The organism is Acinetobacter sp. ANC 5378, from assembly GCF_013004315.1.
GTDB lineage: Bacteria > Pseudomonadota > Gammaproteobacteria > Pseudomonadales > Moraxellaceae > Acinetobacter.
Genome location: NZ_JABERK010000005.1, coordinates 153,424 through 179,110 on the forward strand (window position 1 = coordinate 153,424; position 25,687 = coordinate 179,110).

The following is a 25,687-nucleotide window of genomic DNA, read 5'->3' on the forward strand; positions in this document are numbered from 1 at the left end:
CCAATGCCAATTACTGTGCAGGTTTTACTGCAACCACGTGTTGAACAAAAATCCCCGGGGTGATGATGTGCTCTGGATCAAGTGCGCCCAGTTCAACCACTTCAGAAACCTGGGCAATGGTGACATCGGCTGCCATGGCCATAATCGGGCCAAAGTTACGTGCCGATTTACGGTATACCAGATTGCCCCAGCGGTCGCCTTTATGCGCTTTAATCAAGGCAAAGTCAGCCTTGATCGGGTTTTCCAGCACAAAGTCTTTGCCTTCATAGTTCAGGGTCGGTTTGCCTTCAGCTAGCAACGTACCAAAACCGGTTGGGGTGTAGATTGGACCTAAGCCCATACCTGCAGCCTGAATACGGCAAGCCAGGTTGCCTTGCGGTACCAGTTCCAGTTCAATTTTGCCGGCACGATAGATTTCATCGAATACATAGGAATCTGACTGACGAGGGAAAGAGCAGATGATTTTGCGTACCGCACCGGTTTTTAACAGTTTAGCCAAACCGTAATCGCCATTACCGGCATTGTTGTTGACGATGATCAGGTCTTTCACACCCAATTCAATCAAGCCATCAATCAGTTCAGCCGGTTGTCCAGCCGTACCGAAACCACCAATCATGATGGTTGCACCATCTTTAATTTGGGAAAGTGCTTCAGTCAGTGAAGCGGAGCTTTTATCAATCATAATGTTTCCTAGACAATCATTTGCCCATTAACTTTTAGAGCTTTGAGTTGAAGGGAGAGCAGTGCTATTCGGTTCACGTTTATTTAAAACTAAATGCGCAATGATACCGATACAAATACCCCAAAATACGGAACTGAGCCCTAAAAAATGCATGCCTGAGGCAGTGGCTAAAAAGGTGATGAGAGCTGCATCTCGATAAGATTCATTTTTCATCGCGACAGAAATATTGGTTGCAATCGCACCCAGTAAAGCAAGGCCTGCTAATGCAGCGACCAGTTCTTTAGGCAGTAAGCTGAACAACATGACAATACTGCCGGCAAATAAACCGCCTAAAATGTAAAAAATACCGTTGGCGATTCCGGCGATATAACGTTTGTCTTTCAGTTCATGTGCATCTTTACCCATACATAAAGCAGCCGTGATCGAGGCCAGAACGATGGTAATCCCACCGACACAAGCGACTGCCAAGGATGCAATACTGGTTACCGTGATAATCGGTTTAGCCGGAGTGTCATAACCACTGAGTTTCATGATGGCCATACCCGGTAAAAACTGACCGGAAAGACTGACCAGAATCAGCGGAATGGCTAAATTCAGGGTTGAATTCCAGCTCCATTCAGGGGCAATCAATTGCGGAATGGCGAGGGTGAAATGGACATCAACCGGATTCATCTTGCCTAAAACCAGACTCAGAACTACACCTGAAACAAGCACCCAAACCATGGCATAACGTGGCACTAAACGCTTTGCAATGAGAAACACCATCAGCATGCCAAAAACAATCATCGGCATGGTATTAGTTGCAGTAAACAGTCCCAGACCAAACTGAAAAAGGATTCCGGCCATCATGCCAGCTGCGACATCTTGGGGAATCCATTTCAATAACTTGTCAAAATAACCGGTAATTCCAATCAAAAAAATCACCACAGCAGAAGTGATGTATGCGGCGATGGCTTCATTCAATGAAATATTGGGGAACAAGGTCACCAATAATGCCGTTCCCGGTGCAGACCATGCGGTAATCACGGGAACTTTGTATTTAATCGAAAGAAAAATACCGGCAACTGCTGCACCAATTGAAATTCCCCAAATCCACGAAATCATCATGGCACTGGAGACTTGCGCTTTTTGGGCAGCCTGGAAAAAAATGATGAGTGGACCTGAATAGGAGATCAGCACGGCCAAAAATCCTGCGACCGTGGCTGAAATGGACCAGTCATCTTTTAATGTTTGTAACAGGGTTGTCATTGCGCTATTGCCTCCATGCTTAGATTTCAATGATCCTGTTGAATTTTGATGAGATCAGGTTTAACCCTGATCACCACCACCTACAGGAACCACAGTTCCTGTCATATATGAAGATTCATCTGAAGCCAGGAATACAATCGCATTCACCTGTTCTTGAATGGTGCCGTAGCGCCCCAAGAAAGTACGGTCAATGGTTTGATCCACGACTTGTTGCATCCATTCTTTTTCTGACTCGGTCAGAGGATTAGCATTGCGTGGCACTTTACGTGGTGGCGCTTCTGTACCACCAGTTGCCACCGCATTGACACGGATACCATCTTTGGCATGTTCAAAGGCGAGGGCAGCCGTTAAACCATTTACGCCACCTTTAGAAGCAGAGTAAGGCACACGGTTGATACCACGTGTTGCAATAGATGAAACGTTAACTATAGTACCTTTTTGATTTTTAATCATTTCAGGTAACACTGCACGGCAACACCACAGGGTCGGGAACAATGAACGATTCACTTCCTTGATAATTTCCTCTTCAGAAAATTCTTCGAAAGGTTTCATCCAGATTGCACCACCCACGTTGTTGATCAATGCGTCAACACGGCCATAAGTGTCCAATGCTTTTTCAACGACTGACTGGGCACCGGCAAAAGTTTCCAGATTGGCTTTGACGGTAATCGCATCGCCACCAGTGGCTTCAATTTCAGCCAGCACTTCTTCCACATATGGGGAGAGGTCAGCCATAACGACTTGTGCGCCTTCGCTGGCAACTTGCAGCGCGACACCGCGACCGATGCCTTGAGCGGCACCGGTTACGATCACAACTTTATTTTCAAATCTTTTTGCACGATTCATTTTATTCTCCGGCTCAGTCTCTTAAACTTAGTTTGCAGAGAATTTTTCAAATAAGAAGCTTGCAGGTTTAACGCCTTCAGCCTCTAACCAGCCACGCACGGCTTCTACCATCATTACAGGGCCACATAGATAAATATCAACATCGCCTGCATTTAACCAGTCATTTTCAATATGACTTGTCACATAACCTTTACGCTCATGTGCAGATTCTGGGTTAGCAATCACTGTGCGGTATTCGAACCACGGGAATTTCTCTTGCAGTTCATTCAGTTTTTCAATGGCCACCAAGTCAAAGTCATTGGTTACACCAAAAACTAAACGTACTGGATGTTCTGAACCTTTTTCTTCAAGCACTTGCAACATTGACATAAATGGTGCAATACCCGTACCACCTGCAAGCATTAACACAGGACGAGTCACTGGACGTAAGTAGAAACTACCAAATGGACCCGCGAAGGTCATTTTGTCGCCAGTTTTGGCATTGGCACTTAAAAATTCGCTCATTTTGCCGTTTGGTACGTTACGTACCACAAAACTGGTTAAACGGTTACCCGGTTTAGAGCTGAAAGAATAAGAACGGGTTTCAGTAGTTCCCGGAATACCCACATTGACATATTGACCAGCAAGGAAATGAATATCCGGCTGACCTTCGTCTAACTGGATGTCAAAGGTGATGGTCGAGTCAGATAAATTTTCTACACGAGCCAAAGTACCCTGGAATTCATGAATTTCAGTTTTACAAACTTCTGATGACGCTTGAATCTGGAATACTGCGTCTGAAGTCGGTTTACACTGACAAGCTAGGATGTAGCCTTCAGCTGCTTCTTCAGGAGTTAATGCATCTTCAATATAAGTTTCTTCAGGCATGTCATATGAACCTGATTCACAAAACGCACGGCACGTTCCACATGCACCGTCACGGCAGTCCAAAGGAATATTGATCTTTTGACGGTAAGCTGCGTCTGACAGGGTTTCTCCGTCTGAAACAGAAATAAAACGTGTAACGCCATCTTCAAATTGAAGTGCAACATTGTGGTTTGACATGGCTGAATATCCTATATAAATCTTTAAATCTGGACCTTTCAGCCAATTTTCCATCTGGCTGAAAGGTTTTTTCGTCTGTGGGAGCAGTCTTAGAGGTGATACACATCAATCACTTGATTGATGTAATCATTTTTGAGAACCACGTATTTGTTCAAGATTTTGAACTGCTCGCTTGAGCAATCAATCACATAACGTGACATACCGAAGTAGCTGTAATTGGTTTTATAACGGAAACTCAAAGTATTCCAGTTAAAACGCACAGTTACTTGATCACCGTTTTGCTCAACAATTTCAATATTGCAAATGTTGTGACTGGTACGGGTATCCGGCATGGTTGCAGAAGAACGTTCAGTCTTGATACGGAACACGCGGTCTTCTAAACCTTGACGGTCAGGGTAATAAATCAAAGAGATTTCAGACTGAGGATCTGTAGTCAGTTTGTCATCATCATCCCAAGATGGCATCCAGAATTCTGCTGATGGGGCATAGCACTGTAACCAGTCATCCCATTGTTCATCATCCAGAAAACGAGCTTCTTTGTAGAGGAATTGAGCAATTTTTTCTAAAGTAATCGCGCTCATGCGTTTTCTCCTTCAGTTGCAGCAAGTTCTTTTTCAGAAGTAATCGCGTCTTTCATCAGATGTAACCAGTGTTCATGCTGAGCAAGATACAAACCTTCGTCTTCAGTTTTAATTCCTGAAAGTTTTGGTTTCAAACCAATTTCATTGGCTGCATCATCTGGACCTTGAATCCAGTGTTTTGCACCACGGCTCATATCATTCCATTCAAGCGCAATACCGGCATAACCAGCTTGACATGCACGGAATTCTTCCAAGTCATCTGGAGTTGCCATACCTGAAGCATTAAAGAAGTCTTCATACTGACGAATACGGCGTGAACGCGCTTCCTTGTCTTCACCCACAGGGGCGATACAGTAAATGGTCACTTCAGTTTTGCTTGGAGATAACGGGCGAAGTACACGAATTTGTGAACCGAACTGATCCATGAAATAGACGTTTGGATAAATACACAGGTTACGAGAACGCTCGATCATCCATTTCGCCATTGCAGCACCGAATTTCTCGGTATATTCCTCTGCTTTAGCGAAGTTTGGACGGTCTTCAGGGTTCGCCCATTGGGTCCAAAGTAACATGTGACCATTGTCGAAACCGTAAGAACCACCGCCTTGTTTACCCCAAGAACCCGCACTCATGGCACGAATGTTATCACCAGCTTCTTTTTCTTTACGTTGCTGAGTCGTTGCAGCATAGTTCCAGTGTACTGCAGACACATGGTAACCATCGGCACCATTTTCAGCAGTTAACTTCCAGTTACCTTCATAAGTGTAGGTAGAAGCACCACGTAAAACTTCAAGACCTTGATCAGACTGACCTACAATCATGTCCATGATTTTAGTCGCTTCGCCAAGGTATTCTTCTAGCGATGGAACATCTGGGTTTAAGCTGCCAAACAAGAAACCTTTATAGCTTTCAAAACGGGCAACTTTTTTCAAGTCATGAGAACCATCTTTGTTAAAGCAGTCTGAATAGCCTGCATCAGAAGGATCTTTAACTTTTAACAATTTACCCGAGTTGTTAAATGTCCAACCGTGGAATGGGCAGGTATAGGTCGCTTTATTGCCTTTCTTGTTGCGACACAATTGTGCGCCACGGTGTGAACAGGCATTAATCATGGCATTCAATTCACCTGCACGGTTACGTGCAATGATGATTGGTTGACGGCCAATATAAGTGGTATAGAAATCGTTATTATTCGGAATTTGGCTTTCATGTGCCAGGTAAACCCAATTGCCTTCAAAGATATATTTCATCTCTAAATCGAATAAGGCTTGATCTGTGAATACTGAACGATGAAGTTTGAATTCACCTGTTTCATAGTTTTCAACAAGTAATTCATCAATGCGATCGAGATGGCTGGTGTTAATTACAGGAATACGTGGCATGTCCGTTCTCCGACTTTCCAAATTTGGGTAAGTCCCCGAAATGTCATGAAATTGACATCTCGGTTCCTTATCATGAGCTTATTAAGCGCTTGCGCGGCGACGTTCAACTTCAGTAGAAGGTGCACCTTCTTTATCGTGTTGAAGAACGACGTTGAATTGAATGTGTTTGAAAGGACCTTTCAAGCCACGACGCGCGATTTCAGCTTCATCAGTAACATCAACAGCTTCTGCAACCAAACCTTCACGTGTACCGAATGCGAAGTCATCCCAAAGGTATTTGTCGCCTTCGATGTTGAACTGGGTCGTTAATTTACGGAAGCCCGGTGCAGAGATGAAATAGTGCACGTGAGCAGGGCGTTGACCATGACGAGAGATCTGGTTTAATACGCCTTGAAGTGGACCTTCAGGGTTTAAGCCATAACCTACAGGCATAGTAGTAAGCGCAGTGTATTGACCTTTTTCGTCTGTCAAGATTGAGCGACGTAGGTTAAAGTGGCTTTGTGACTTATCAAAGAATGAATAGTTGCCGTGGCTGTTTGCATGCCATACTTCAACTTTAGCACCCGGAATGATGTTGCCATCAGTATCCGTTACTGTACCGTCGATGATAAGCGTCGGGATTTTGCCTTCTTCAGAACCATCGTCCATACGTGCAAAACCAGTTGATTCAGGTGCACCTGCAACATAAAGTGGACCTTCGATCGTACGTGGCGTACCACCAGTTAAACCTGCTTTTACATCTGCTTCATCAGCACGTAAGTCAAGGAAATGTTCAAGACCTACTGCAGAACCCATCAATGCAAACTCATCTGCTTTTGCAATGTCGATAATAGTTTCAATACCTTTCCAAACTTCTGATTGGCTTAAATCTAAGTCTTCAATCGCTTGGAATAAATCTGTAACTAAACGTACCAGTACTTGTTGTACGCGTGCATTTACTGGACCTTCAGAAGTGTCCACGTTACAAGCTTTAACTACATTTTCAATCGTTTGACGATCCATTTTGTTACTCCTTGGAAGTATGGTTTTGGGTGGCTAGTTTCTCAGTGTTTGTTTTGAGATCACTGGCTGCCACAATCCTTGTTTAATTACCCTTTGAATGCTGCTTTTGCGCAGATGGAGAAGAAGTTCGCCATCTTGCATGTTTAAAACTTAGCGGTCGTCTTCATGAATAGAAGAAGGATGGCGGTTTAATGGCATCACTTCAATATTCATATACGGATATAGAGGAAGACCTTGTAAAATATTGTGTAGTTCTTCGTTGCTCTCGACATCAAAGATACTGATGTTTGAGTACTGACCCGTAATGCGCCAGATATGACGCCATTTACCTTGACGCTGTAAATCATGTGAATAAGCTTTTTCAACCGCTTTAATCTGGTTGGCTTGTTCAGTTGGCATATCTAGCGGAATATTTACATCCATGCGTACTTGGAAAAGCATGTCTAACTCCTTCAATTACTGACGACGTAAGTTGTCAATTTTGTCTAAATCCAGTTCGATACCTAAACCTGGTACAGTTGGTAAAACCAACTCATAGTTTTGATATTGAAGCGGTGTTTTTAAAATTTCTTCAGTCAATAGCAGTGGGCCAAATAACTCTGTGCCATAGGCCAAGCTTTCGAAAGTTGAGAATACATGCGCTGAAGCAATCGTACCGACTGGTCCTTCAAGCATGGTGCCACCGTACAGATCAATGCCTGCAAGTTTGGCAATTTTCCCAACTTCACAACCTTCAATCAGACCACCTGACTGGGCAATTTTTACTGCAAATACTGATGCACCGTTGTTACGGGCAATCTGATAAGCACTCTGCGGACCGTATAATGATTCATCCGCCATAATGGCAATATCAAAGCGACGGGTTAAACGCTGCATTGCATCCAGATTTTCAATTGCACATGGTTGTTCAATCAGGTCGACACCGCCATCTTGCAATAACTGAATACCTTTAACCGCTTCAAGTTCTGACCAGGCACGATTGACATCGACACGAATCGAGATGTCTGAACCCAAAGCTTTCTTGATTGCTAAAACATGGGCAACATCGTCTTCTACAGGACGTGAACCGATTTTGAGTTTGAATACGTTATGACGTTTCAGCTCAATCATTTTTTTCGCTTCAGCAATGTCTTTCTCAGTATCACCTGAAGCAAGTACCCAAAGTACTGGCACGCTATCACGCAGACGGCCACCGAGGATTTCGCTTAACGGTAAACCTAAGCGTTGTGCCTGAATATCCAGTAGTGCAGTTTGAATGGCACATTTAGCAAAACGGTTACCGTTGATATTGCGTTTAAGGGTTTTAATCGTTTGAGCGACATTCAGACCTGAAAGTGATTTCAGTAACGGTGCAAAATATGTTTCAATATTGGTTTTAACGCTTTCCGGACTTTCATCGCCATATCCCAATCCACCAATCGTGGTCGCTTCGCCCCAACCGATGAAACCATCTTCAGTGGTGACTTTTACCAACACTAATGTTTGGGTTTGCATGGTTGCCACAGCCATCTTGTGCGGACGGATGGTTGGAATTTCAACAAGCAACGTTTCTATGGATTTGTACATCTTTAAGCTTCCCAATCTTGCTTTGTCTATCTCATGTGGTATACCTTAAAAGAATAAACATTTGCTGTCTAAGATTAAATTTGCATTTTATTATGCTTTAAAGGTATGGTTGATTATGGAACTAAGACATTTACGATACTTTGTTGCTGTGGTGGAAGAACAAAGTTTCACCAAAGCGGCTGAAAAACTGTTTATTGCTCAGCCTCCTTTAAGCCGTCAGATACAAAACCTTGAAGCTGAGCTGGGTATACAGCTTTTTGAGCGTGGAAGTCGACCATTACTAACCACTGAAGCGGGGCAGTTCTTCTATCAACATGCTGTTAAACTTTTGTCTAATGCCGAAGAAATCAAGGCTATGACCCAGCGTGTGGGAATGGTCGAAAAAACTGTAACTTTGGGTTTTGTCGGTTCTCTACTTTATGGTTTATTACCGAAAATAGTGTATTTATTTCGTCAGCAACAACCCCATTTAAAAATTGAACTGATTGAAATGAGCACCAAAGATCAAATTCAGGCGCTCAAGGAAGGGCGGATTGATGTAGGCTTTGGTCGACTACGAATTTCGGATCCTGCAGTTAGACGAATCCTTTTACGCGAAGAGCCTTTAATGGTCGCGGTGCATGCCAGTCATCCACTTGCCTCGCAAAAGAAAGGCGTCTTTCTGACCGATATTGTGGATGAGAACCTGTTCTTATACCCAAGTCACCCCAAACCTAACTTTTCTACGCAAGTCCGATCGCTTTTTTCGGAATACAGTCTCGATCCAAAAAGTTTAAAAGAGGTACGTGAAATTCAGCTGGCTTTGGGACTGGTTGCAGCAGGTGAAGGGATTTGCGTTGTTCCTGAAAGCGCTAGAACCATTCAGTTATCGCATTTGCATTATATTCCTTTACTCGATGATGCTGCTGTGAGTCCTATTTTTCTGGCGATACGCAGCATGGATGAAAGTGAAGATATCCGCTCATTATTTGATTGTATTTATCAGGTTTATGACCTTGAAGCGATTGTTTATGATCGTGCCGTGATTTAACAGACCAAGGTCTCATCTCGCTACAGTTTTTAGCCTTAATTTTTAGCCTTGTCATCTGCAAATCAGACCGTGATTTTTGAAATATGCCTACCGATCAAGTTGTCTATATTTGATCAGTAGGCATATTTTTTTCAGAAAAATAAAGCTCAATAGAGAAAATAAAATCTCACAACCGGCAGAATCCAGTTTTTAGATATCTATAAAGTATTGTTTTCGTTTTTAATCCCACTCGTCTAACTTTTAAGGTATGAATATATATGTAATCGGTTTTGGACAAAAAAAACGCTTTGCTGCATTGTTGCCACAAATCTAAAGATTCATATGCAGGAGCGCAAAGTGAATACCAATAAACTGAACATAAATACTTTAGTGGATGAAGCCAAATTTACCCCTTTTCATTGGGGAGTCCTGATTTGGTGTTTAATGATTATTATTTTCGACGGTTATGATTTAGTCATTTACGGCGTCGTATTACCAATTTTAATGCAGGAGTGGGCACTCAGTTCAGTACAAGCTGGATTACTGGCCAGTACTGCTTTGTTCGGCATGATGTTTGGTGCCATGAGTTTTGGCACACTCTCAGACAAACTGGGTCGCAAAAAAACCATCATGATCTGTATTGCCATTTTTAGCGGTTTTACTTTCATGGGCGCATTTGCAACCACACCGACTGAATTTGGAATTTTAAGATTCTTGGCAGGACTGGGTATTGGCGGAGTCATGCCAAACGTGGTTGCGCTGATGACAGAATATGCACCTAAACGTATTCGCAGCACCTTGGTTGCCATTATGTTTAGTGGTTATGCCATTGGTGGTATGGCTTCAGCACTCTTGGGTGCGTGGCTAGTTGCGGATCATGGCTGGAAAATCATGTTCTATATCGCCAGTATTCCTTTATTTACCTTGCCTTTAATTTGGAAATTTCTCCCAGAATCCCTAATGTTTTTGACCAAAAAGGGTGAAACAGAAAAGACGCGTGTAATTGTGAAAAAAATTGCACCTGAACAAGAGATTGGTCCACAAACGACTTTTGTTCTGAATGAACCGACTGTGGGTGATGATGCTCCATTACGCGCGTTATTTCAGCAAGGCCGTATGTTCAGTACCTTAATGTTTTGGGCAGCCTTCTTTATGTGTCTACTTATGGTTTATGCATTAGGTAGCTGGTTACCAAAACTGATGATTCAGGCTGGTTATTCATTGGGTGCAAGTTTAATGTTCCTGTTTGCCCTGAATATTGGCGGCATGATCGGTGCAATTGGTGGCGGAGTACTTGCAGATAAATTCCATTTAAAACCGGTACTGAGCATTATGTTTACTGTGGGTGCGATTGCTTTAATCTTGCTTGGTTTTAACAGCCCACAAGCGGTGCTATATGTTCTGATTGCCATTGCTGGCGCAGCAACCATCGGCTCACAAATTCTGCTTTATACCTTTGTTGCACAATTTTACCCAACTGCAGTTCGCTCAACAGGTATGGGCTGGGCATCAGGAATTGGACGAATTGGTGCCATTGTTGGACCTGTCTTAACTGGCACCTTGCTCACTTTTGAATTACCTCATCAAATAAATTTTTTGGCCATCGCTATTCCTGGAATTATTGCTGCCGTGGCCATTTATCTGGTTAATTTAAAAGCGTCTGTCGATGGTCAATCCCTTACAGCGCATGAGGTTGAACCTAAACCAATTACGCGAAAAGTAACCCAATAATTTCTTATCATTTTCAATAAAGACCATAGTCTAAGTGAAATAGATTGCCATCGCAGTAGTGAAAATCTATTGCTAATATTTGATCGAACAATAACAAGTGAGTTTAGGATGAACACCACGCAACCGACAATGAAACGTACGCTCATGATGAGCATGATTGCCCTAAGTCTAGGTGGAGTCAGCGTAGCGGCCCAAGCCCAAACCCAACAGCAAAAAGAAATTGAACAGCTCAGACAGGAAGTTCAAGCTTTACGTAACCTTGTTGAACAGCAAAAAGTACAGACAGTACAGACTGCAACTGCTATTGCAGCAGTTCAACGCCCAGCGCCTGTGGCTACAGCAACCCCTGTACTGAAAACTGCCAAAGGTGCAGAGTTTAATCTGTATGGTAATGTCCGTGCAGATGCATCCTATCAGGCTGAAGGTGGTGGTGTGGATATGCCATATAACCAGATCAATAGCGTGCCACTGGAAGGTACTGCTGGGAATAGTGATCGTTTCAGATCGACTTTATCTGCAACGCGTTTAGGTCTGGATTTTAAAACTCAGGCTGCTGAGCAAGAGGTGAAGGGTAAAATTGAAGTTGACTTCCTGGGTGGAGCCAACCTTGATAATTTGCGTATCCGTCACGCCTATGTGAATTATGGTAACTGGCTGATGGGGCAAACCTGGTCAAACTTTGCAGTACCGGATTATATGCCTGAAACCATTGATGCCTTGGCTTTCGTTGGTGGTGCTGTGAAACGGACACCACAAGTGCGTTATACCAGCAAATTTAGTCCACAAACCAATTTGGTATTAGCGGCTGAAGATCCGAAAGATAAGTTAAGCACACAGCGTTTTCCTGCATTAACGGCACGATTAAACCATCAGTTTGCTGATAATTTCAACATCAGTGCACGTGCCATGGGTCATGAAAAACGTGTTAATTCTGATGAAGAAATGGCATGGGGTGTAGGCCTAGGTGCCAAGTATGATGTGGTGCCGGGAACAACCCTAAAAGCTGATTATTACCATGTCAAAGGCGACAGCAGTTTTGTTTCCTTTACCAATAGTGGTGTGGTTAAAGCCGCAAATGGTGATCTGTTACAAAGTGAGTTTGATTCGATTACTGTCGGTTTGACCCAACAGTTTAATGAAAAACTACGCGGTACTTTGGGATATGGTTATATGACTTTTGATAAAGATCAAAACTATATTGATGCACTTATCGCCTCAACACCGGCTACTGAAGCAGAATCAAATGCTACCAGAGCCAATAAAGACTTATGGCAAGCATGGGCTAATGTATTCTATAGTCCAACCAAGCCTCTAAGTTTTGGTCTGGAATATGTCTATGGTGAGCGTACAGCTTTAGAAGCAGCAACCACTGGTGGTAAAACAGGTGAAGACAATCGAATTAATATGGTAGCGATCTATAACTTTTAATTTTCTATAACTATTAATAAAAAAGCCTCTATTTTCAAATGGAGGCTTTTTTATATGAATCATTTTTAGATTTTATCTGTCTATAAACACTATTCAGTAACTTCAACCGTTAAACCATAAGTAAAGTTTTTAGTGCCCGGTTTTTGAGTGTTTGCTGTTTCAGCAGGTTTAGCTGCAGGCGCTTGTATCAGAGCACGAACCTGACGGACGTGTAACCAGCGACCATCAACCAAGGCATATTTACCACTATTACCCAGCACATCTTGATGTGCGGATACGGGTAAGTACTTTCTTTAGGTAAATCAAATTTTGCAATGTTAAAGCGTTTTAATGTGGCAGTTTAAAAGCATGGCGCAAGAAGTTGAGCAAGCCTTGTTAAGGCTTCTAGGTACTGAACAATTAGCACAACTGAAACTTGAAGGACGTTATCAGCGGGATATTTATTAAAGCGATATCGCATGAAACTCAGCATAAAAAAGGGCATAGTTACATGCCCTTAATTCTATATTTTATTGTTAAAAAGTAGCTGGAATATAGCTAAGCGTTCGACCCAGTATTCCATACCAAAAAAATTTCCCCCTTAAAACTTTAGTCAGCTTTAAGGGGAGAAGGAGAGTAGAGGCTCACATCAAGACAGCATTATTAAAGCAGTTTGACACCAGTAACTTTTTGAATCTCTTCAAAGCTGACGTCTTTCGCCAGTTCCACCAGTTTGACCCCGTCAGCGGTAATATCGAGTACACCCAAGTCGCTAATAATCCGGTGTACCACGCCTTTACCGGTCAACGGCAGGGAACATTGATCCACAATTTTTGGCGTGCCATCTTTGGCACAGTGTTCCATCAACACCACCACTTTTTGTACACCGGCAACCAGGTCCATGGCACCGCCCATGCCTTTGACTTTTTTACCCGGAATCATCCAGTTGGCCAAATCACCGGTTCGGGAAACTTCCATGGCACCTAAAATGGCAATATTGACATGACCACCGCGAATCATGGCAAAAGAGTCAGCGCTTGAGAAAAAAGCTGCGCCTTTACGGGCAGTGACCGTTTGCTTGCCGGCATTAATCAGATCGGCATCGACCGTATCATTCGTTGGAAATTCACCAATCCCGAGCAAGCCATTTTCTGACTGTAACCAGACATCCATATTTTCAGGAATATAGTTCGCCACTAATGTCGGTAAGCCAATCCCTAAATTGACATAGAACCCATCTTCCAGTTCCAAAGCGGCACGCTGTGCCATTTCATTACGAGTCCAAGCCATTTATACAGCCTCCGCTTTTAATGTCATTTGTTCGATGCGTTTTTCAGGATGGGGGTTTAAAATAATCCGGTTGATATAAATGCCGGGAAGATGAATTTCATCAGGATCCAAATCGCCAATTTCCACAATTTCTTCGACTTCAGCAATGCTGATTTTGCCAGCCATGGCACAGACCGGATTAAAGTTTTGTGCGGTTTTGCGAAAAATCAGATTCCCTGCTTTATCGGCTTTATAGGCTTTGACCAAGGCAATATCGGCAGTTAAGGAATTTTCCAGAATGTATTCTTTGCCATTAAATTCACGAACTTCTTTACCTTCGGCAATTAAAGTACCGACACCGGTTTGGGTAAAAAAGGCAGGAATACCGGCACCGCCAGCACGAAGTTTTTCAGCCAGTGTACCTTGCGGAGTCAGTTCGACTTCCAGTTCACCGTTTAAATATTGACGTTCAAATTCTTTGTTTTCACCAACATAAGATGAAATCATTTTTTTGATTTGTTTGGTTTCCAGTAAAAGACCCAAACCGAAACCATCCACGCCGGCATTGTTGGAAATACAGGTCAGTTGTTTGGCACCTGTGTCTTTGAGTGCCGCAATTAACGCTTCCGGGATACCACATAAACCGAAGCCACCGACCGCCAGGGTTTGACCATCCTGAACAATATCTTGTAATGCAGCCTGTGCATTTTCATAAACTTTATTTGGCATTTGATCCCTCTTTTTATTCCTGGTCAGTCCTTTGTATGACCAACTTTAACTTTTCATCAATGTAACAATCGTCGCTTTGTGTCAGGCACATTTTGTTTGCCAATAGGCATTGGCATAGTTCGATGGATTATTGCGGTTTAATACCTGACTGATATTGCGACTGGTCTGCATTAAGGCATCCAGGTGAATACCGGTTTCAAAACCCATCTTGGACAATAAATAGTACAAGTCTTCTGTGGCCACATTGCCCGAAGCACCTTTGGCATAGGGACAACCACCTAATCCGGCAATCGAAGAGTCAAATATCCGAATGCCTTGGTTAAGCGATTGATAGATATTGGCAATCGCCATACCGTAAGTATTATGAAAATGACCGGCTAAAACCTGGCTATCTAATTCGGCAAGGCAAACATCCCACACTTTTTTCACCCGATCTGGGGTGGCAGTACCGATGGTTTCCCCTAAGGACACTTCATAGCAGCCCATATCCAGTAAGCGTTTGCTGACTTTGGCGACTTGCTGAGGATCAATAGCGCCTTCATAAGGACAATCGACCATACAGGACACATAACCACGAACCTTGATATCATTGGCTTTGGCAGCTGCCATGATATTGGCAAACTTCTCAAAGCTTTCATCAATGGAACAGTTGATGTTTTTGCGGGTAAAACTTTCAGAAGCTGCGGTAAACACCGCAACCTCTTTACATCCCACAGCCAGTGCAGACTCAAAACCTTTCAAATTCGGTGTCAGCAAGCTGAACTGAATGTTCGGATCTTGCGGCAATTGGGCAAACAGTGCATCACTGTCTGCCATTTGCGGAACCCATTTCGCCGAAACACAGGAACCCACTTCAATTGCCTGCAAACCGGTTTTCATTAAATCCAGAATCAGGTTTTTCCGGTCATCTAGCGTCAGCGGTGTTTTTTCATTTTGCAAGCCATCGCGTGGCCCGACCTCTACAATTTTGACGAAATCAGTCATGCAACTTCCTCCACCAGTACCTGAAATTCCACAAGCTCATCACCGGCTTTGACCTGGTCACCGGCTTGGAAATAGGAAGCTGCGACAATGCCGTCATGTGGTGCACGAATTGAATATTCCATTTTCATGGCTTCAAGGGTCATCAGCACATCATCTTTTTTCACCTGATCATTCGCCGCAACCAGAACTTGAGTAATTACGCCTGGCATTGGCGCTTTTAAGTTGCCTTCAGTACTTTGCGCGTCCTCAGAACTGAATTTCTGATTCAGATAACCAAACTTGTGGCTTTGACCATTTTTAAAAATGGTGAGGCCGTGTGCATTTTGGCTAAACGCAATTTTGTCCTGTTTGCCATTGATGTTGAAATGTACTGTATTGCTATTTAACAGTTGTCCAGAAATATGGAATTTTTCACCTTGATATTCAGCCACAAAACCTTCTTTTTCAGCGTTTAAATTGACTTGAACAAGTGTTTCATCGAGCTTCAACTTAATGGCATAGCTTGGGCTGATATTGACGCGCCATAGCGTTTCACTTTGCCAAACTGGATTGCTCGCTGCTTTATTTTTGCTAAAACGCAACAATAATTCGGTCAATGCCGTCGCCACGACCAGCTCAGGTTGCAGTGATTGAATATTTTTAAACAGGAACTCATCTTCACGCTGAATCAGGTTGGTATCCAGTTTGGCATTTTTAAAAGAGTCACAGCGAATGATGCGGTCCAGAAAAGCAATATTGTTGCCCAAACCATCGACATGGAACTGTCCTAAGGCATGATGCATTTGCAATAAAGCGGCTTCACGATTTTCGCCCCAGACAATCAGTTTGGCAATCATCGGATCGTAATAGCTGCTGATTTCATCGCCTTGAACAATGCCGCTGTCGACCCGAACATGCTGATTTTGTTCAGGGTAGTGCAGATAGCTGATCTGACCAATTGCAGGAATAAAGCCTTTTTCAGGTTCTTCTGCATAGACGCGGGCTTCAATGGCATGGCCATGAATTTTTAATTGATCTTGCTGTTTCGGTAATGGCTCGCCAAAGGCAACACGCAATTGCCATTCCACCAGATCAACGCCGGTGATCATTTCAGTGACCGGATGCTCAACTTGCAGACGGGTGTTCATTTCCATGAAATAGGCGGTGCCGTCTTGCTCTACAATGAACTCGACCGTGCCAGCACCGACATAATCGACCGCACGCGCGGCATCAATGGCAGCTTGGCGCATGGCATCGAGTTTGTCTTGTGAAACCAATGGGGCAGGCGCTTCTTCAAGCACTTTTTGATGACGGCGCTGTACCGAGCAATCCCGTTCAAATAAATGCACATAGTTGCCGTGTGAGTCGCCAAATACCTGTACTTCAATATGACGCGGATTAATCACATAACGCTCAATCAGAACTTCATCATTACCGAAGCTGGATTTAGCTTCGCTTTTACAAGAAGCCAGTGAACCTAAGAAATCTTCACTGCGTTCAACCAGACGCATGCCTTTACCGCCACCGCCAGCGCTGGCTTTAATCAGCACCGGATAGCCAATCATATCGGCCTGTTGTTTTAGAAAATCAGCATCCTGATTAGTGCCATGATAACCTGGTGTCAGCGGAACACCGGCTTTTTCCATCAAGGCTTTAGAAGTCGCTTTTAAACCCATGGCCAAAATGGCTGCGACTGGTGGACCAATAAAAGTAATGTTGTTGGCTTGGCAGGCTTCGGCAAACTGGTCATTTTCAGACAAGAAACCGTAGCCTGGGTGAATGGCTTGAGCACCAGTTTTTACAGCCGCCTGAATAATGCGATCAATCTGTAAATAACTTTGTGCCGCTGGGGATTCGCCAATATAGATGGCTTCATCCGCCAGTTTGACATGTTGCGATTGTGCATCGGCATCGGAATAGACCGCTACCGTCGCGATTCCAAGTTTTTTTGCGCTACGAATCACACGGCAGGCGATTTCACCACGGTTTGCAATTAAGATTTTTTCAAACATTGTATGATCCTTGTTATTGTTGTGCTGTAGAGATAATCCAGGAAGGACTTTGCTTATCTAAAAAAGCACTCAAGCCATTTTTCGCCTCTGATCCCTGGCGTACATGAGCAATATGTTGCGCTGTTTGCAGCAGTAATTCTTCGGTTAATACCTGTTGGTCGACCAGTTGAATCAGTTGTTTCGATGCTGTCTGTGCTTCAGGTCCACCCAAGAGCAAGGCTTGAACAATTTCATCAATCTTGTCATCTAATTCATCAGAAGGAGTGACTTCATGCACTAAACCAATAGTCTTGGCTTGTTCAGCGGTAATCCGTTCAGCGGTTAAGAAATAGCGCGAAGCCTGGCGGGCACCAATGGCACGAATCACATAAGGGCTAATGGTCGAAGGTGCAAGACCTAGACGGACTTCAGAGGTAGCAAATTTGGCGTCCGTGCTGGCGATACAGATATCACAGGCTGAAGCCAGACCCATACCGCCACCAAAAGCAATACCGTGTACCCGGGCAATGGTTGGCTGTTTTAAAGTCGCCAGACTTTGTAACATTTTCGCCAGTTTCAGCGCATCAGCTTCATTTTCCACTTGCGAAGCTTGTCCCGCCTGTTTCATCCAGTTCAGGTCGGCACCGGCCGAGAAGCTTTTGCCTCGACCCGCCAAAACCACCACACGTACATCATCACGGTCATTTAAAGACTGAAAGCAGGCATGCAGTTCTTCAATCACTTGGGTATTAAAGGCATTATGGAGTTCAGCACGATTAATCCAAACCGTAGCGACCTGATTCTGTTGTTCGAGTTGTAAAAATTGATAGCTCATTATTTTTACCCCTTACATGCGGAACACGCCAAATTTGGTTGGTAAAATAGGTGCATTTAAAGCAGCTGCCAGGCTTAAGCCCAACACCTGACGCGTTTGCGCAGGATCAATCACACCGTCATCCCAAAGACGCGCTGATGCATAATAAGGATGACCTTGGCGCTCATATTGATCACGAATCGGTTGTTTAAATTGATCTTCCTGTTCGGCTGACCAGCTTTCACCTTTTTGTTCAATCTGGTCGCGTTTTAAGGTTGATAAAACACTTGAAGCCTGTTCACCGCCCATCACCGAAATACGCGAGTTTGGCCAAGTCCACAGGAAGCGCGGAGAATAGGCACGACCACACATGCCATAGTTACCGGCACCAAATGAACCACCAATCACCAAAGTCAGTTTAGGTACATTGGCATTGGCAACCGCCATCACCAGTTTGGCGCCATTTTTGGCAATGCCTTCATTTTCATATTGGCGACCAACCATAAAACCGGTAATGTTCTGAATAAAGAGCAGGGGAATATTGCGCTGGGTACACAGTTCAATGAAATGCGCACCTTTTTGTGCAGATTCTGAAAATAGAATACCGTTATTGGCAATGATGCCGACTTTCATACCAAAAAGTTCAGCGAAACCTGTGATCAATGTCGTACCAAAACGGGCTTTAAATTCATCAAAACGTGAACCATCGACAATACGGGCAATCACTTCACGCACATCAAAAGGTTTACGCGCATCACTTGGTACAATGCCGTACAGCTCATCTGCATCAAATAATGGTACTTCAATTTGATCTGCGGTTTTATTGGGTTTTTTATTTAAGTTCGCCACGATGTTGCGGGCAATCGCAATCGCATGTTCATCATTTTCAGCCAGATGATCGGCTACCCCAGAAAGACGGGTATGCACATCACCGCCACCCAAGTCCTCAGAACTGACCACTTCACCAGTCGCGGCCTTTACCAGAGGAGGACCACCCAAGAAAATGGTGCCTTGATTACGCACGATAATGGTTTCGTCCGACATAGCCGGCACATAAGCACCGCCTGCGGTACAGCTACCCATCACCACGGCAATCTGGGCAATGCCTTGGCTCGACATACGGGCCTGATTATAGAAAATACGACCGAAGTGATCACGATCCGGGAATACTTCATCCTGCATCGGTAAATAAGCACCACCTGAATCAACCAGATAAATACACGGTAAATGGTTTTGTTCAGCAATCTCTTGGGCACGTAAATGTTTCTTCACCGTGAGCGGATAGTAGGTTCCACCTTTTACCGTAGCATCATTGGCCACAATCATGCAGGTGACACCATTCACTTGACCAATTCCGGCAATCACGCCCGCAGCAGGCACATCATCGGGATAGACGTTATAAGCCGCCAATTGCCCAATTTCTAAAAAGGCAGTTCCGGCATCAATCAGATGATCAACCCGTTCACGCGGTAACAGTTTGCCGCGTGCCAAATGTTTTTCACGGGCTTTTTCACCGCCGCCTAAAGCAATTTGCTGCGCTTTTTGTTTTAAATCATCGACCAAAATCTGCATGGCAGCTTGGTTGGTTTTAAAATCTTCGCTTCGAATATTAATTTTGCTTTGTAATATATTCATTCTCGAACTTCCTTGTTATTCAGTGTGCTTATGAATCGTGATTTAAGCTGTTTCATTAAACAGTTCGCGACCAATCAGCATGCGACGGATTTCAGAAGTTCCCGCACCAATTTCATAAAGTTTGGCATCACGCCATAAACGACCCGCTGCAAATTCATTGATATAACCATTACCACCTAAAGTCTGAATGGTTTCACCTGCCATCCAGGTGGCTTTTTCAGCAGCATATAAAATCGCACTTGCTGCATCTTTACGTAAGCTACGGCTATGTTCTGCCTTGTCACATTCAGCGCCCACGGCATAAACCAGCGCTTTACATGCCAGCCAAGTCGAATACATATCGGCAATTTTGCCTTGCATCAACTGGAATTCACCCAGCGCCTGACCAAACTGTTTACGGTCATGAATATAAGGAATCACCGTGTCTAAACAGGCATCCATAATACCCAGTGGACCTGCACTTAAAACTGCACGTTCATAGTCCAAACCGCTCATTAACACCTTGGTGCCGTTACCCACGCCACCCAGCACGTTTTCTTTCGGCACTTCTACATTGTCGAAGAAAAGCGGGTAGGTGTTTGAACCACGCATGCCTAATTTATCTAAATGAGTTCCATGACTAAAACCTGGCATGCCTTTTTCAACCAGAAAAGCTGTCATGCCTTTAGAACCGGCTTGAAGATCAGTTTTAGCATACACCACCAATACGTCAGCATCACCACCATTGGTGATCCACATTTTTGAACCATTCAACAGGTAATGATCCCCTTTATCTTCAGCTTTTAACTTCATGCTAACGACATCTGAACCGGCATTTGGCTCCGACATCGCCAGAGCACCGACAAAATCACCGGAAACCAGTTTAGGCAAGTACTTTTGTTTTTGTTCTTCGCTACCATTTCGCTTAATTTGGTTTACGCATAAGTTAGAATGTGCCCCGTAGGACAAGCCAATCGATGCTGATGCGCGGGAAATTTCTTGCATGGCAATAATATGGGCCAAATAACCCAGGTTAGTACCACCGTATTCTTCACTTACAGTCAGGCCAAGCAGTCCCATATCACCAAATTTTTTCCAAAGGTGAGCAGGGAATTCATTGTCTTGGTCAACTTGCTGAGCAATCGGTGCAATCTCCTTTGCACAGAATGCTGCGATTGAATCTTGTAAGGCAACTAGCGTTTCATCCAAACCGAAATTTAAGCTTTGTAGATTCATTTCTTCATTCATCCTGATGGTTATATTTGTTGTTCCAAAAAGCATTTTTGTTGTGCTTGATTTTTACAATACAACTATTTTTCAAAAAAGTGAATATAAATTCACAAAATGATTTACAATTCATTTTATCTGGTTGAGAATACGATTATGAGTTATAAAAGATCATCATTGATGCAGGAACGAATGGAACAAAATCGTCAAACGATTTTGCAGTCTGCTCGTGAACTGATTGCTCAAGGGGGATTTAAAGATGCGCAAATTCAGGCGATTGCTGAGCGTGCTGGCGTTTCCAGTGGTCTGGTTTATCGTTATTTCGATAATAAAAGCCAAGTGTTAATTGAAGTATTGTCGGATGCCATTCAGCATGAAATTCAAATTTTGAATAACATTGCTGCAAGTGATCTGCCAGTCGCTGAAAAATTACATAAGGCCGTATCAACTTTCGTTAAACGTGCATTGAACAGTCCCCAGCTTGCGTATTCGCTGATGTTTGAACCTGTCGATCCTTCGATAGAACATGAGCGTTTTCGTAGTAAGCAACTGATTAAACAAAGCATTAATGAAATACTTGCCGAAGGTAAAATCAATGGTGAGTTTGGATTTGAGGATTTAAATACCGCAGCCCTGTGTGTGGTGGGTGCCATGACTTTTGTGGTGATTGAACCGTTAAATCCTTCCAAAAATGTGAGGTTTGATCAGGCCTATAAAGACTATTTTGTCAAACAGATTGCCGATTTTTGTGTAAGTGGAGTTTGCTTAAAAGGAGGGACATTGATCGGTTAAACACAAAAAATAAGGCTGTTTGGGAAAGTCGTCTGAGTCAAAACAATTAAAGTGAAAGAATCATAATTACAAAGAATCAAGGAGAGTGATTCAATGACACAAGTACGGTTAAGTTATGCCTATGGAACAAGCAGTCAGCCTTTACTTGGGATGACCATTGGTGAAAAGTTTGATCAGGCCTGTCAGCAATATGCTGAACAAGATGCTGTGGTCAGCGTGCATCAAAATGTACGCTTAAGCTATAAACAGCTACAGGATCAAGTCAATGCATTTGCTTGCAGCCTGCTTCAGTTAGGCTTGGAAAAGGGCGATCGAATCGCGATTTGGTCGCCTAATTGTGTGGAATGGACCATTACACAATTTGCAGCCTTTAAAGCCGGTATGATTTTAGTCAATTTGAATCCAGCGTATAAAAGCAGTGAACTTGAATATGTGCTGAATAAAGTATCCTGCAAGGCATTGGTGATTGCACCTCAATTTAAGAGCAGTAATTATCAGGACATCTTGACGAAGATTGCCCCTGAAATTACCCAATCAATAGATAAACTGCTTTCTTCCAAAAGACTTCCGCATTTAAAGCACATTATTAAAATTGACCATGAGCAGCATACCGGTATTCACCGTTTTGCTGACTTGTTGCCAGAACCGACGGCTGCACAGTTAGATCAGTTACATGCCATTGCCGCTGATTTGCAGTTTGATGAAACCATTAACATTCAATTTACTTCCGGCACCACGGGTAATCCGAAAGGAACCATGCTGACGCACAATAATATTTTGAATAATGGCTATTTTGTCGGTGAAGCGATTCATTTAACACCCCAAGACAGGGTTTGTATTTCGGTGCCTTTATTCCATTGTTTTGGTATGGTGATGGGGAACTTGGCCTGCATTACGCATGGTTCAACCATGGTGTATCCATCGGCTGTGTTTAATCCACTCGACACTTTAAAAACCATCCAGCAAGAGAAATGTACCGCAGCGTATGGTGTTCCGACCATGTTTATTGCCCTATTGGAACATGAACAGTTTGATGAATTCGATCTTTCAAGCTTACGTACCGGCATCATGGCGGGCAGCCCGTGTCCGCGTGAAATTATGCAGCGCGTGATTGAACGCATGCACATGACAGAAATCACCATCTGTTATGGTATGACTGAAACAGCGCCTGTGAGTGCGCAAAGTTCAACAGCAGATTCTGTGGAACGTCGTGTCGGTACGGTTGGCCGGGTTCATCCACACCTTGAAATCAAAATTGTCGATGAAAATGGCAAAGTTGTCCCACGTGGAAACCTCGGTGAACTCTGTGTACGCGGCTATTCAGTCATGCTCGGTTATTGGGAAGATACGGACAAGACTCAAGAAGTGATTGATGTTGCCAAGTGGATGCATACTGGTGATATTGCAGAAATGGACGAAGAAGGCTTTGTTAAAATCAAAGGCCGGATTAAGGATATGGTCATTCGTGGCGGTGAAAACCTGTTCCCGAAAGAAATTGAAGATTTTCTGTATACCCATCCAGACGTTTCTGATGTACAGGTCATTGGTTTACCGGATGCCAGATATGGTGAGGAACTCTGCGCTTGTATTATTCTGCACGAGCATCATCAGGTAAATGAAGAAGCGATTCGTAGGTATTGTGCAGAGCATATTTCTCACAATAAAGTACCGCGATATGTCCGCTTCTTTACTGAATTTCCAATGACTGCTTCAGGCAAGGCACAAAAATTCAAATTACAGGAATTGATGCGTCAGGAACTAAATTTACTGGAAGATATTGCTTAATATTGATTCAATATGGGCTAGCATCATCTGCATACCTCCCGATATTATTAAATAACGGGAGGAGCAGACATGGTAATCCTCCCATAAAAAAGCGACTTTAATCAGTCGCTTTTTTTTTGATACATCAATCAGGATTAGTTCATACGAATCCAGGTTTGGCTACGTCCTAAAACCGAAATACCAATATAGCCACGACCCGCTAAGGTTTTACCATCATTGGATAATTTGACACTAAAACTATAGGTTTTACCATTTTTAGGATCGATAATTTTTCCGCCATCATAAACATTCTTTGCAGTCTTTTTCAGACCTGAAACAATCTGCAAACCTTCAATTGGTTTATTATGGAATTTACCTACACATTTCGTGCATTTTTTACCTTCAGTACCGTCCAGTACATCTAGAATTTTTGCAGAAAGGACACCGTTCGAGGTTTCAGAAAATTGAACAATCGATAATGGCTTTTTGGTTTCATCATCGATGGTTTTCCATTTAGTGCCATGTAATGGATCAGAAGCTAAAGCAAGGCTAGACACTAGAGATAGTCCCAATACGCTTAGAGTTGTTTTTATCATCATTAGACCTCAACTGATTTGAGTAAGTTTGTTCTTTAAAATGAATAGAAGTTTTGTATTACACATGCCTAGACTTCTACTCGGAAAAGAAGAACATATATTCAATTAGAATTATTATAAAAAAAAATAGTCGTTATTATGGATTTTTTATATATTTATGTTTGTAGTCTTTGCCAAAATAAAGTGAGCAGTAAATAGAGTCCTGGCATTGAATCCTATATTCGCTGTCTTATATTTAATTAAAATCTGGCTCATATCATCAAATATTTTCTTCATATTACAGTTACGATTGATCCAGTTTCTAAAAAAATCACTCATGCAAGTTGTGGTTGATTTTTATAACAGTGATTGACGTATAAACAAGAAATTAAAAACTCATTGCAAGGTGGGTTTTTTTTATAACTAAATGTGAACAATCAGCTAACAAATGCAGTGAATATTTTTAAAATTCTTCGGGTATATATTATGGAATGAATATGCTTGCTGGAGCAATGAAAAATGAAAAGTGCCGTTAATTTTCAGATGTTACAGCAGGTTTATAACTTTATGGCAGAGCAACCAAATTTCAAAACTAAGGCGGAGCTCGATCTATTATTAGAATTTTTTTCAGAAATACAGCAGGATCAAAAAACAGGAGTCAGGCTTGATTCACCTTCTAAAATTATCGGTAAATTTGGGAGTCGGCAAATAATCAATATTAATTTAGCACCTCCGATAAGGCATAAAAACGAGTTTCTGGCATGGGTATATAAACAATTACATCGCTAATGATTTGATTTATTTTAGCAATATCACCCTTAATCAGTACAAATAACAACAGGAAGCTTACTTAATAAAAGGGCTTATTGATTTTCCAAAATTGATAAAAATGCTTCAATAAAGTTAGGAAGTTTTTTTCGGTGACTTTGACCCACTTTTATTACCTCGAAGGTCAAATCTTCAAGTTTTAATTTTTCACTTTCTGTTTTTAGTTTTTGATGAGTGGATTGTAAGCCTTTCACCCAATCCTCAAGTACCTCTATAGACATATCTTTTTTAATATTTAGACTTTGAGTAGCTGTTTTAAAATGACTTATAGTTGTACTATCTTTAAAAGATACTTCTATACGATGATTTATGCTCTCAAATAGGTCATGCTTAATAATAAATTCAAATTTTCCACTTGCTGGTTTTATAGCACTTATATAAATGTTTTTAAAAGCTTGCGTATATCTTTTATTCTTTGCATCTTGGATTTCTGAAATCCATCGGTAATCCACCCTAAAAATAATAGGATTTAAAAGTAGAATTTTCTCTTAAGATATAAGCAGGAGATTCTGCATGAAAACATCTAAATTTACTGACAGCCAAATCATGTCCATCTTGAAGCAGGCTGAATCTGGTACACCTGTTGCCGCCCTTTGCCGTGAACACGGCATGAGTAATGCGAC

At 42.7% G+C, this 25,687-nt stretch carries 26 protein-coding genes; 7 read left to right on the top strand and 19 right to left on the bottom strand.

The window, feature by feature from the left end; all coding sequences use genetic code 11:
• Positions 1 to 10: 10 nt before the first annotated feature.
• The 9 genes from HLH16_RS01490 to HLH16_RS01530 all read right to left on the bottom strand — a co-directional run bounded on the left by HLH16_RS01490 (position 11) and on the right by HLH16_RS01530 (position 8,351).
• Positions 11 to 682, bottom strand: a complete 672-nt coding sequence (locus HLH16_RS01490) for a 3-oxoacid CoA-transferase subunit A (RefSeq protein WP_171527955.1) — start codon at positions 680 to 682, stop codon at positions 11 to 13.
• 27 nt (positions 683 to 709) lie between these two features.
• Positions 710 to 1,930 carry a benzoate/H(+) symporter BenE gene (gene benE / locus HLH16_RS01495; RefSeq protein WP_171527956.1) on the bottom strand — a complete coding sequence of 407 codons (1,221 nt, stop codon included), beginning with the start codon at positions 1,928 to 1,930 and terminating at the stop codon, positions 710 to 712.
• Positions 1,931 to 1,990: 60 nt separating this feature from the next.
• Positions 1,991 to 2,776, bottom strand: a complete 786-nt coding sequence (gene benD / locus HLH16_RS01500; RefSeq protein ID WP_131287154.1) for a benzoate diol dehydrogenase BenD — start codon at positions 2,774 to 2,776, stop codon at positions 1,991 to 1,993.
• A gap of 27 nt (positions 2,777 to 2,803) precedes the next feature.
• Positions 2,804 to 3,820 (bottom strand): benzoate 1,2-dioxygenase electron transfer component BenC, encoded by a 1,017-nt coding sequence (gene benC / locus HLH16_RS01505; protein WP_171527957.1) that lies wholly within the window; start codon positions 3,818 to 3,820, stop codon positions 2,804 to 2,806.
• 89 nt (positions 3,821 to 3,909) lie between these two features.
• On the bottom strand, positions 3,910 to 4,401 hold the full coding sequence (benB, locus tag HLH16_RS01510) for a benzoate 1,2-dioxygenase small subunit (protein ID WP_086193257.1): 492 nt from the start codon (positions 4,399 to 4,401) through the stop codon (positions 3,910 to 3,912).
• The gene (gene benA / locus HLH16_RS01515; protein WP_171527958.1) at positions 4,398 to 5,783 is read right to left on the bottom strand and encodes a benzoate 1,2-dioxygenase large subunit; all 1,386 of its coding nucleotides are present in this window, start codon (positions 5,781 to 5,783) and stop codon (positions 4,398 to 4,400) included. The genes benB and benA overlap by 4 nt, the downstream gene beginning before the upstream one ends.
• A gap of 81 nt (positions 5,784 to 5,864) precedes the next feature.
• On the bottom strand, positions 5,865 to 6,785 hold the full coding sequence (gene catA / locus HLH16_RS01520) for a catechol 1,2-dioxygenase (RefSeq protein WP_131287150.1): 921 nt from the start codon (positions 6,783 to 6,785) through the stop codon (positions 5,865 to 5,867).
• Between the two features lie 150 nt (positions 6,786 to 6,935).
• Positions 6,936 to 7,226 (bottom strand): muconolactone Delta-isomerase, encoded by a 291-nt coding sequence (gene catC / locus HLH16_RS01525; RefSeq protein ID WP_067722604.1) that lies wholly within the window; start codon positions 7,224 to 7,226, stop codon positions 6,936 to 6,938.
• A 15-nt stretch (positions 7,227 to 7,241) separates the two neighbouring features.
• Positions 7,242 to 8,351 carry a muconate/chloromuconate family cycloisomerase gene (locus HLH16_RS01530; protein ID WP_131287148.1) on the bottom strand — a complete coding sequence of 370 codons (1,110 nt, stop codon included), beginning with the start codon at positions 8,349 to 8,351 and terminating at the stop codon, positions 7,242 to 7,244.
• A gap of 115 nt (positions 8,352 to 8,466) precedes the next feature.
• On the opposite strand from HLH16_RS01530, the gene HLH16_RS01535 reads away from it, so the two are divergent.
• From HLH16_RS01535 to HLH16_RS01545, 3 genes are all read left to right on the top strand, one after another.
• A complete protein-coding gene (locus tag HLH16_RS01535) occupies positions 8,467 to 9,381 on the top strand; it encodes a LysR family transcriptional regulator (protein WP_171527959.1) in 915 nt (304 codons plus the stop codon).
• A gap of 336 nt (positions 9,382 to 9,717) precedes the next feature.
• A complete protein-coding gene (locus HLH16_RS01540; RefSeq protein WP_171527960.1) occupies positions 9,718 to 11,091 on the top strand; it encodes an MFS transporter in 1,374 nt (457 codons plus the stop codon).
• 108 nt (positions 11,092 to 11,199) lie between these two features.
• Positions 11,200 to 12,519: a DcaP family trimeric outer membrane transporter gene (locus HLH16_RS01545; protein ID WP_171527961.1), complete on the top strand. Its 1,320-nt coding sequence runs from the start codon at positions 11,200 to 11,202 to the stop codon at positions 12,517 to 12,519.
• Positions 12,520 to 12,608: 89 nt separating this feature from the next.
• Here HLH16_RS01545 and HLH16_RS15605 read toward each other — a convergent pair whose 3' ends face one another.
• The 8 genes from HLH16_RS15605 to HLH16_RS01585 all read right to left on the bottom strand — a co-directional run bounded on the left by HLH16_RS15605 (position 12,609) and on the right by HLH16_RS01585 (position 21,114).
• Positions 12,609 to 12,779, bottom strand: coding sequence for a hypothetical protein (locus tag HLH16_RS15605; protein WP_214646588.1), 171 nt, complete (start codon positions 12,777 to 12,779; stop codon positions 12,609 to 12,611).
• Positions 12,780 to 13,161: 382 nt separating this feature from the next.
• Complete coding sequence (locus HLH16_RS01555) at positions 13,162 to 13,788, bottom strand: CoA transferase subunit B (RefSeq protein WP_171527962.1); 627 nt, start codon at positions 13,786 to 13,788, stop codon at positions 13,162 to 13,164.
• Positions 13,789 to 14,496, bottom strand: coding sequence for a CoA transferase subunit A (locus HLH16_RS01560; RefSeq protein ID WP_171527963.1), 708 nt, complete (start codon positions 14,494 to 14,496; stop codon positions 13,789 to 13,791).
• An 81-nt stretch (positions 14,497 to 14,577) separates the two neighbouring features.
• Complete coding sequence (locus tag HLH16_RS01565; protein WP_171527964.1) at positions 14,578 to 15,480, bottom strand: hydroxymethylglutaryl-CoA lyase; 903 nt, start codon at positions 15,478 to 15,480, stop codon at positions 14,578 to 14,580.
• Complete coding sequence (locus tag HLH16_RS01570; RefSeq protein WP_171527965.1) at positions 15,477 to 17,471, bottom strand: acetyl/propionyl/methylcrotonyl-CoA carboxylase subunit alpha; 1,995 nt, start codon at positions 17,469 to 17,471, stop codon at positions 15,477 to 15,479. Before HLH16_RS01570 ends, HLH16_RS01565 begins: the two co-directional genes overlap by 4 nt.
• Positions 17,472 to 17,484: 13 nt before the next feature.
• The gene (locus tag HLH16_RS01575; protein ID WP_171527966.1) at positions 17,485 to 18,285 is read right to left on the bottom strand and encodes an enoyl-CoA hydratase/isomerase family protein; all 801 of its coding nucleotides are present in this window, start codon (positions 18,283 to 18,285) and stop codon (positions 17,485 to 17,487) included.
• A 12-nt stretch (positions 18,286 to 18,297) separates the two neighbouring features.
• Positions 18,298 to 19,899: a carboxyl transferase domain-containing protein gene (locus HLH16_RS01580; RefSeq protein WP_171527967.1), complete on the bottom strand. Its 1,602-nt coding sequence runs from the start codon at positions 19,897 to 19,899 to the stop codon at positions 18,298 to 18,300.
• Between the two features lie 42 nt (positions 19,900 to 19,941).
• Positions 19,942 to 21,114, bottom strand: coding sequence for an isovaleryl-CoA dehydrogenase (locus HLH16_RS01585; RefSeq protein WP_131287128.1), 1,173 nt, complete (start codon positions 21,112 to 21,114; stop codon positions 19,942 to 19,944).
• Between the two features lie 147 nt (positions 21,115 to 21,261).
• Between HLH16_RS01585 and HLH16_RS01590 the strand changes: the two genes are divergently transcribed.
• Together HLH16_RS01590 and HLH16_RS01595 are read left to right on the top strand one after the other, a co-directional pair.
• Positions 21,262 to 21,897 (top strand): TetR/AcrR family transcriptional regulator, encoded by a 636-nt coding sequence (locus HLH16_RS01590; protein ID WP_171527968.1) that lies wholly within the window; start codon positions 21,262 to 21,264, stop codon positions 21,895 to 21,897.
• A gap of 93 nt (positions 21,898 to 21,990) precedes the next feature.
• Positions 21,991 to 23,682, top strand: coding sequence for an AMP-binding protein (locus HLH16_RS01595; RefSeq protein WP_171527969.1), 1,692 nt, complete (start codon positions 21,991 to 21,993; stop codon positions 23,680 to 23,682).
• Positions 23,683 to 23,816: 134 nt separating this feature from the next.
• Here HLH16_RS01595 and HLH16_RS01600 read toward each other — a convergent pair whose 3' ends face one another.
• The gene (locus tag HLH16_RS01600) at positions 23,817 to 24,257 is read right to left on the bottom strand and encodes a DUF2147 domain-containing protein (protein WP_171527981.1); all 441 of its coding nucleotides are present in this window, start codon (positions 24,255 to 24,257) and stop codon (positions 23,817 to 23,819) included.
• 498 nt (positions 24,258 to 24,755) lie between these two features.
• Between HLH16_RS01600 and HLH16_RS01605 the strand changes: the two genes are divergently transcribed.
• Positions 24,756 to 25,025, top strand: coding sequence for a hypothetical protein (locus HLH16_RS01605; protein WP_171527970.1), 270 nt, complete (start codon positions 24,756 to 24,758; stop codon positions 25,023 to 25,025).
• A gap of 74 nt (positions 25,026 to 25,099) precedes the next feature.
• Here the strand turns inward: HLH16_RS01605 and HLH16_RS01610 are convergent, their stop codons facing one another.
• Positions 25,100 to 25,516 carry a hypothetical protein gene (locus tag HLH16_RS01610; RefSeq protein ID WP_171527971.1) on the bottom strand — a complete coding sequence of 139 codons (417 nt, stop codon included), beginning with the start codon at positions 25,514 to 25,516 and terminating at the stop codon, positions 25,100 to 25,102.
• A gap of 61 nt (positions 25,517 to 25,577) precedes the next feature.
• On the opposite strand from HLH16_RS01610, the gene HLH16_RS01615 reads away from it, so the two are divergent.
• On the top strand, positions 25,578 to 25,687 hold a 110-nt coding region (locus tag HLH16_RS01615; protein WP_171527972.1), incomplete at its 3' end, for a transposase.